Source organism: Vibrio jasicida CAIM 1864 = LMG 25398 (assembly GCF_000400365.1).
In the GTDB taxonomy this organism is placed as follows: Bacteria; Pseudomonadota; Gammaproteobacteria; order Enterobacterales; family Vibrionaceae; genus Vibrio; species Vibrio jasicida.
On record NZ_BAOG01000162.1, the window covers coordinates 1 to 4,820 of the forward strand.

Annotated in this window: 6 protein-coding genes and 1 pseudogene; 6 read left to right on the plus strand and 1 reads right to left on the minus strand. The window is 39.2% G+C overall.

Translation table 11 applies throughout. The features are described from left to right. Positions 1–204: 204 nt before the first annotated feature. From VJL_RS25965 to VJL_RS25985, 6 genes are all read left to right on the plus strand, one after another. Positions 205–1,122: a hypothetical protein gene (locus VJL_RS25965; RefSeq protein WP_038882244.1), complete on the plus strand. Its 918-nt coding sequence runs from the start codon at positions 205–207 to the stop codon at positions 1,120–1,122. Positions 1,123–1,848: 726 nt separating this feature from the next. Then, positions 1,849–2,019, plus strand: a complete 171-nt coding sequence (locus tag VJL_RS29745; RefSeq protein ID WP_173400293.1) for a hypothetical protein — start codon at positions 1,849–1,851, stop codon at positions 2,017–2,019. Positions 2,020–2,032: 13 nt separating this feature from the next. After that, complete coding sequence (locus tag VJL_RS25970) at positions 2,033–2,290, plus strand: hypothetical protein (protein WP_029857974.1); 258 nt, start codon at positions 2,033–2,035, stop codon at positions 2,288–2,290. A 157-nt stretch (positions 2,291–2,447) separates the two neighbouring features. Continuing rightward, the gene (locus VJL_RS25975; RefSeq protein WP_038882245.1) at positions 2,448–3,299 is read left to right on the plus strand and encodes a hypothetical protein; all 852 of its coding nucleotides are present in this window, start codon (positions 2,448–2,450) and stop codon (positions 3,297–3,299) included. A gap of 166 nt (positions 3,300–3,465) precedes the next feature. Continuing rightward, complete coding sequence (locus VJL_RS25980) at positions 3,466–3,822, plus strand: hypothetical protein (protein WP_038882247.1); 357 nt, start codon at positions 3,466–3,468, stop codon at positions 3,820–3,822. A 144-nt stretch (positions 3,823–3,966) separates the two neighbouring features. Further along, positions 3,967–4,572, plus strand: coding sequence for a hypothetical protein (locus tag VJL_RS25985; RefSeq protein ID WP_038882248.1), 606 nt, complete (start codon positions 3,967–3,969; stop codon positions 4,570–4,572). 181 nt (positions 4,573–4,753) lie between these two features. Here VJL_RS25985 and VJL_RS29315 read toward each other — a convergent pair. After that, positions 4,754–4,820: pseudogene (locus tag VJL_RS29315) on the minus strand (type II toxin-antitoxin system RelE/ParE family toxin); the annotation flags it as partial.

Consider the following 4,820-nt stretch of genomic DNA (forward strand, 5'->3'; position numbering starts at 1 on the left):
TGGCATTTTTACTATGCGTTGCGTTTAGTGTTTAAGGTGGTATGCGGTAGCTTCGGTATTGCGTTGCTCACACCTTAACAGGGCGTTATGTGTTTTTGGTACATCATTGACTTACCGCATAGTAAATAATGCAACAGCATGTATATTCCGTTCTAGTGATTAACAGATGTATCTATATCTAGCTTTACTAATAAGGAATAATAAATGGCTGATGGCAACCAGATTAAATTCGCGCTTTACCATAAAGAATGGGACTACGAGCGTGGAAATCATAAGACACTAAAAAAAGAAGCAAAAGAAGTAACAACAACAGAATATACGCCAGATATGGAAGGACAGATATTTTGTCCCGAGTGTTGTGTCAATCTATTTAAATCACCAAAAAATAAACCATTTGATACGAACGGGCGTAAAGCTTTCTTTGTCCACTCTAGTAAATTTAAACCTGAATGTGGATTGAGGGTTAAAAAGGCTGAAGGTAAGAAATTTGCTACAGAAGAGCTCGCTCGCAAAGCGATTGAAGATGAAAAGCTTGTTGTTGTAAAAGAGTTCATGAAAGTTAAGCCTCAGGCTCCGTCAGGGGCTAAATCTAAGGAGTATCAAGGACAACCTGTTGAAGATATCAACGGTGAATTAACTGAAGTAGCTATTAGTCGTCATAATGGTGAAAACTTCAAATTACCGAGTCGAATTACAACAATTCGAGGTCTATGTCGTAACTTTAGCCAAAACATACATAAATACTTCCACTTCCCTAACAAAGCAAATGCCGTGTTATTACAAGATCTATTAGTAGATATTAGAAGTATCAAAGAAGTAGATGAGTCACCGAAATTGTACTTTGGGAAAGTTAAGTCATCATGGAACTGTGGCTCGACTCCTCAAAACATCAGACAAACAATGTTTGAATACCCAAAAAACTCTGATTGCGTAGACTTTTGTCTTAAAGCGACTGATGAAAGCTCGCAAGAGCACGGTATTGATGACGATTCTAAAGGAAAAGTAGTCTTGATGTATGGCAAGGTTACTGAAAGTGGCATTGGGTTGTGTATCGAAGATATCGGTTGGGGAGAGTTTGCCGTATTACCTGAAAAGTATGAGCACTTGTTAAGCAACACATAACAAACTGTTTAAGAGTGATTCGCAACGCGCGGCATTTTTGCTATGCGTTGCGTTTAGTGTTTAAGGTGGTATGCGGAAGCATCGGTATAGCGTTGCTCACACCTTAACAGGGCGTTATGTTTTAATGTGATTTCAATGGCTTAAATGCCTTTGACTCGTTCTTTGCCCCTTTAGCTACTCGTTGGGAGTAGACTCAGCAAATCACGATTATCTGCCCCAATTCCTGAATTACTTAACCCGTAAAACATGCCAAGGTTCGCGGGTTGCTTCATTTAAGTTATCGGGTGGTTTGGTCGTCTTGTTTCTCTGGCTCAAAGTCGCTTTGGGCGTATTTCCCAATTAGCCAATAACCTTGGCAGTTGCCTCGGCAAATATCCATTGTTCTGCGCTGCTCGTGCTAAGAAAGGGCGCTTGTTGAGCCTTGATCTAGTTGCCTCATTAGCAGGGAAGTGGATTTACTCGTTGTTGGTTTGGCGCATCTGCCGGTCAAGTGGGTTCTAGCTTGTGACTTGGTTCAGAAATCTAGGTCTACATCTCAGTTCTTTGCCAAGTAAATCAACGGATTGTGCTAAAACATAACAAAGCATTTAAGACGGATTCTCAACGCTTGGCAATTTCAGTCTAGGTCGGCTTCAGTGCTAAATGTGGCAAGGTTTGAAGTTGGGTGGTCGCGTTGTTCACCACTTAATGCGGCGTTATACGAATCTGGATATAAATGGAGATTTTATGTCAGCAAAACAAAAGCTAAAGCGAGCACTGAGTGCAATTGATGATGCGCAAAGAGCGTTGAAGCGTGCAAGAAACACTTCACCTGAAAGCTCGGATATTCGTCGTGCACTGAGAGAATTAGATGATGCAGAATCAAATATTAAAAGATCAATTAGAGAATTAGATTAAGGTATTATAAAAAATGACACAGTTGTTAGGTATTAATATATTTCGCACAATTTCAGTTCCTTTCAATGGACAAACGTACACAATTCGTTTTGCTTCATCGAGTGATTATCAAGATAATTTTATGTTTGTCAGTAATGATGATACTGGTAATCAAATGAGAATCGCATTCGATTCAGATACAGCTCATTCATACAAAGCTTCAAATGATGAAACCCTTTCCCGAGTTGTTTTAAAGATTATTGGCGAAGAAATTAAAGCTGGTCGTATATAAATTCGTATAACAAACTGTTTAAGAGTGATTCGTAACGCGTGGCATTTTTACCATGCGTTGCGTTTAGTGTTTAAGGTGGTATGCGGGAGCTTCGGTATTGCGTTGCTCACACCTTAACAGGGCGTTAGGTGCTAAAGGTAATTTAGAAAGGAATACAGTGAAAAGAAATCAAAGATGTTTTGGTCGAAATGCCAATCGCTCTCGATGCGGGAGGCATGGCGAGTGGCGATTCTTTTGTTCGGAGCACAAAAATCAGTGGTTAGGATGGTTAGCTTTTTTGATCTTTACTGTTTTGGCTGGGACTGCCTCAATTGTTGGTTGGTTAGCTCCTCATTTTCCATCGGATGAAAAAACAAGCGCGTTGTATATAAAAGGCGCTCGTTTTGAGCCTGTACATAATTTTTTCATCTCTAATTACCAAGGCTTCCCCAATGACTTGTATGAAACATCGTTTTTATACTTAACAGTTTTGAACGTTAGTGATGCAGACATTTATATTACTTCACTTGAGGTGATTGATGTAAATAAAAGAGGGATATTGTCAAATTCATACTCGAGTGCGGGTCTTAGTGATGACATAAGTAAGAACACGGTAGTAAATATACCTGCAGGTAAGGAGGTTGAAATTGGTTACTCTGGTGGCTTTAAGTTTTCTGGATTAGTGAAAGAATTAGATTTGAAAAGCTTTTCAAAAGAATACTATTTTTCAGATACGTATCCTAAATTCTCTTCAAGAACTAACCTAGTTCAAGAATTTAATAATAGATTAGAAAATGTATTAGGCGGGGAAGCGAAAATTAAGGTTAGGTTGTATGCAGGCAATCGAGTTCTTATTCACGAGCATGTTTTTGATATTACCAATGGTACCGATATCTTTGAAAAAAGTGGGAAATTACAACATTCATTCATGTTAGGAGACTTAATTCACCACCTTAATTCGCCATACTCGAAAGAAGCACTTGATGGGGCGTTAAAGCCGTCAAGTGATAATAGCCCCCCAAACACTTAGGAAGGGGAGTAACGCACCTAACAAGCAATTTAAGAGGGATTCACAACGCTTCGCATTTTTGCTTTTACTTCAAATTTAGTGTTTATGGCACAATGCTTTAGGTTTGGGTGGAGGCGTTGTTCACCCCTTAATTGGGCGTTATGCGCCAGAAAGGTGAGTTGGTAAAATGAATGAATTAGAAAAATCTATTATCCAATTTATTTTTAGCTCTTATCCAGATGACTTCAAAAACACCTGTATTTCTGAGCTAATTGTATCAGAGCGTGAATATACGGGAGCTGGTGTTATCGTATGCTTCGAAAAACGAGGTAATGTCGTAACTAACTCTAAGGCAGTAAACTTTATTGGTCCTCTAGTTGAATCCTCAGCTTTGGAACTGGGTGCAGAGACTGTTTTAAGTGTTAATAATGGTCGCCTTGACTGCCTAGATATTCTAGTTAGAGGCTGTGGCGACATTAAAGCTGTTACAAGTTATCGGTTAATCGATGAAGACGTTAATTTCGTGTGTGATTCAAGCGCATAACAAATTGTTCAAGAGTGATTCGGTACGCGTGGCATTTTTACTATGCGTTGGTTTTAGTGGTTAAGGTGGTATGCGGAAGCTTCGGTATTGCGTGCCTCACACCTTAACAAGGCGTTATGAATCACTTTGGTTAAGAGGTAAAAAGTGGCATACATAGAATATAATTGGGTAAAGAACGAACACCCTATAAGGTTTAGTGAGTATGCTTCTGACATGGGAATTAATCTTCGCACATTATCCTACGATAACGTAAAAGCGGATGTCTGGGATTGGATTGACTCTAAAATCCGAAGCAAGATTATGTCTGAGTTAGATTATGTGTGGGAAGATGAATTTGAAACGAGTTTATCTTCGGTTAATCAGGGAATCTACGTAATTACTATCGCGGAAAATTTAAGTATTGATTATGAAGGGGAACCATCAAAAGTACTTTATATTGGTCGTGGTCAACTGCGTGCGCGAATTGGTAATCACTTAAAGTTTTGGCTCAGAAATTTATCAGATTCTCTGCAAGATATAGCTATACACGTTTGGATGACTGAAGTGAAAGTTCGAGGAAACAGTGATGCCTATAAAGATGTAGAATCAGACTTAATCTCACATTTTTATGAAAAATTTGGTATGTATCCGTTGAGAAATGCCAAGTTTGGTGACTGGCATGAGCGAATCCATGATTATCACAAGGATTGGAATCTACCACTTAGAAACCCAACCAGTATTAAATTGGGATGGTCTATACGTCCCTTGTAAAGTAATCCTTGGTATAAAAATTTGGTGTTGGACGACTGATTCATAACAAACTGTTTAAGAGTGATTCGCAACGCGTGGCATTTTTACTATGCGTTGTGTTTAGTGGTTAAGGTGGTATGCGGAAGCATCAGTAGTGCGTTGCTCACACCTTAACAGGGCATTAGTTCCCCAGAGGAAGCAATCAATCCGTAGGGAATTTTTGTTTCTGGTGGAGTACACGCATAACTCGAATGATATCGCCCTCGACC

Coding starts and splice junctions, on each gene's coding strand:
- VJL_RS25965 (WP_038882244.1), top strand. CDS start 205: ATGGCTGATGGCAACCAGATTAAATTCGCGCTTTACCATAAAGAATGG.
- VJL_RS29745 (WP_173400293.1), top strand. CDS start 1,849: ATGTCAGCAAAACAAAAGCTAAAGCGAGCACTGAGTGCAATTGATGAT.
- VJL_RS25970 (WP_029857974.1), top strand. CDS start 2,033: ATGACACAGTTGTTAGGTATTAATATATTTCGCACAATTTCAGTTCCT.
- VJL_RS25980 (WP_038882247.1), top strand. CDS start 3,466: ATGAATGAATTAGAAAAATCTATTATCCAATTTATTTTTAGCTCTTAT.